This is a genomic window from Desulfosarcina sp., from assembly GCF_041551955.1.
Classification (GTDB): Bacteria; Desulfobacterota; Desulfobacteria; order Desulfobacterales; family Desulfosarcinaceae; genus Desulfosarcina.
Genome location: NZ_JBFELV010000538.1, coordinates 1 through 3084, shown reverse-complemented (window position 1 = coordinate 3084; position 3084 = coordinate 1). Strand labels below are relative to the sequence as shown.

The following is a 3084-nucleotide window of genomic DNA, read 5'->3' as shown; positions in this document are numbered from 1 at the left end:
TTCATCGCGCTGGTCGCGGGCATATCGATCACGGTCGTCATGCTCTCGGTCGCGATGCTGGTCATTGCAACCGGTGTATCCGTATCCCAACTGGTGGCCCATCAGTATAGCCTAAGTCTACTGGACGGCGCGGCGGCGCGCGCTGAAAATATTGCGCACAAACTATCCTTGGACGCCGTAGACAAAATTTTAATCAATGATTTGGTGTCGCTGCAAAAGATGCTGGACGATCAGCTTTCAAGTGACCCAACGGTGGCCTATCTTTTTGTGGTCCGCGAGGGCCGGTTGTTGACGCATACGTTCCTGGAGGGTGTTCCGGCAAATCTTATCAATGCGAATAAAATAGGAAGTGGAGATAGCGGTAAGATTGAAAAAATTGTTTCCCAGGAGGGCAGCCGATATATTGATGTCGCTTATCCGATCTTCGGTGGAAAGGCTGGCACGCTCAGAATGGGCCTTTTCGAAGCACCATTTCGACACCAGGTTCGTCAACTATGGATGCAAATGAGCGCCATTACGTTAGGCATCCTGGTGTTTTCCCTCATTGTAAGCCACTTGATGATCAGCCGGCTGACCCGACCATTGGGTCAGTTGACCAGTTATGCTGAACAGATCGACGAAGGCAATCTTGACAGAAAGATTACCATTAATGGAAGGCAGGAAATTACCAAACTGGCTTCCGCCTTTAACTCCATGCTTGTGCGGCTGAAGGACTATACCCAGCGCCTGAGAGACTCTAATAGTCGATTGGAAAACAAAAACCAAGAGTTGGATCGGGCCCACAAGCAGCTTGAGACCTCTTTTTCGATTTCCCAAGAGATTGCTGCCTTTCCCCGACTGGATCAAATCTGCCAGTTCCTCATCCGGACCCTCAAGGAAGTGGTGGAATGTCGAAATTTGAATCTTATGGTTTTCAACAATTCAATGCGTTCAATTAACCTCGCCACCCCCCAACAGACACTGCACCTGGGTCAACAGGTCTATGACAGCGTAGTAGATTCTTTCAGCCGACACAAACAGCTGACCTTCGTGCGGCAACCGGAAATCGAGCGGCTTAACCTTCCGGATTCTTTAAATACCGTTGAACAAATTGCCGTTTTTCCTATTCGACATCATGATCTGTTGATCGGTGCCATGCTTGTTGCCTGCTCCGGAAGATGCAACTGCATCAGGCACGAGTTGGATATTATCGCTATGATCCTGCATCAAGCTGCTGGCGCTATCCATCGGGCCAATTTTCACGAGGAGGAACTGCGCAAACTGAAACAGCGTGTCGATGTGGATTCCGGCTTCCAGGGAATTGTCGGCAAAGACCCCAAGATGCAGGTGGTTTTCAAGCTGATTGAAGATGTGGCGCCAACCGATGCCACGGTGTTGATCCAGGGGGAGAGCGGAACGGGAAAGGAACTGGTTGCCCAGGCGATCCACATTAGAAGCCAACGCGCCGGAAAGCCGTTTGTCGTCATTAACTGCACCGCTTATCCCAGTACCCTGCTGGAAAGCGAGCTCTTCGGTCATGAAAAAGGAGCTTTCACAGGAGCCTTGAAGCGAAAAATAGGACGTTTTGAACAAGCCAACGGTGGAACCGTTTTTTTAGACGAGATCGGTGAAATTGATGCCGCTGCCCAGACCAAACTGCTGCGAGTCCTCCAGCAGCAAACCATTGATCGATTAGGCGGCGACCGCCCCGTCAAAGTGAACGTGCGTATTCTGGCAGCCACCAATAAAAATCTTCAGGACGAAGTGCGGCAGGGACGATTCAGAGAAGATCTGTTCTATCGATTAAACGTTTTCCCCATCTTACTACCGCCTTTGCGCAAACGCGCCAAGGACATCCATCTTTTGGCAAAGCATTTTCTTAAACAATTTGCCAACGAACAGGGCAAACAGATCAGCGGCTTCAGAAGTGAAGCCATGCGCAAACTCATCGACGGTTCCTGGCCTGGCAATGTACGTGAACTTGAAAACAGTATTGAACACGCCGTCATTTTAACTAAGGGGGATCAGATCGAATTGAAAGACCTTCCGTCATCCCTCATGAATGAGCCCGCATCTACATCCAACCCCGCACCCACAATCATCGAATCCGAAGAACGACTGATTCGAGAGGTGCTTGATGCCTGCGATTGGAACAAAGCTGAGGCGGCCAGGCAGTTGGGTATCAGCCGCAGCACACTCTACGAAAAGCTCAAACGGCTTCGAATCGTCAACCCCACCTTGCACTGAAAACTCACCCAAACCCAAGGCAATTGCGTTCTCCCCGAATAAGGAAAGCCCTACCCACCTGTTGCCAATCTGATTCAGGACGCACTATGAATTGGCACCTGAACAACTTGCCATTGCCACCATTGAACGCGACTAAAAAGTCGGCGACCAGACCCGTTGTTGGTGTTTATTACAAAAACGGTTGCCCAAATTCACGTTTTAACAGCAGCCACAGTTTGCCATCGTCCGGACACTTGTTCGCCGCCAAATAACGCGTCTGGAAACAGGACATTGTAACATATTATTATTAATTCATATTTCTTCTGTCGCTTTTTTATCGTCCGAATTCCGGACACTCGTGCTCCGATATTTTTATCCTTGGTTTGGCGGATTCATGCTGGTTTGCCTTCCTTTAAAATATATAATGCCCTTTTGTTATTTATAGATATTAATTGTATTTCAGCCTGTTACATCCCCGCAACAGTTCCTCCCGCCCGCAATTGATTTCTGAATAATTGTTCATCAACACATTCTGGCATCTTCATTGCGTTGTCAAATATCGCCGCCGACACCTTGAAAATCAATTGCGGGCCAAGTGACGTACCATGAAAGATAAGGACGGGATCACAAGCATAGTGGTGATTTTGGGAGCAGTCGCCCAAGACTCAGAAGCCATATATCGCATCATTGAAAAGGGTCCCTATCGGACCAAAACCTGTCCCAGCTTAATGGAACTGGAAACGATCCTGGCATCGACTCCATGCCTGGCAGTCATTCTGGATATCGACAGTGTACCCCTCGACAATCGAACGATACGAGATCTGAAGCAATCATTTCCGTCAACCTATTTTTTATGTACTTCCAAAGAACGCTTCCATC

Annotated in this window: 2 protein-coding genes; both read left to right on the top strand. The window is 48.7% G+C overall.

The genetic code is table 11. The features are described 5' to 3' along the window. Positions 1-2226: sigma 54-interacting transcriptional regulator (locus ABYV26_RS23760; protein ID WP_372683832.1), on the top strand; the 2226-nt coding region annotated here is incomplete at its 5' end. A gap of 584 nt (positions 2227-2810) precedes the next feature. Beyond that, the coding region (locus tag ABYV26_RS23755; RefSeq protein ID WP_372683831.1) for a hypothetical protein at positions 2811-3084 on the top strand (274 nt) is incomplete at its 3' end.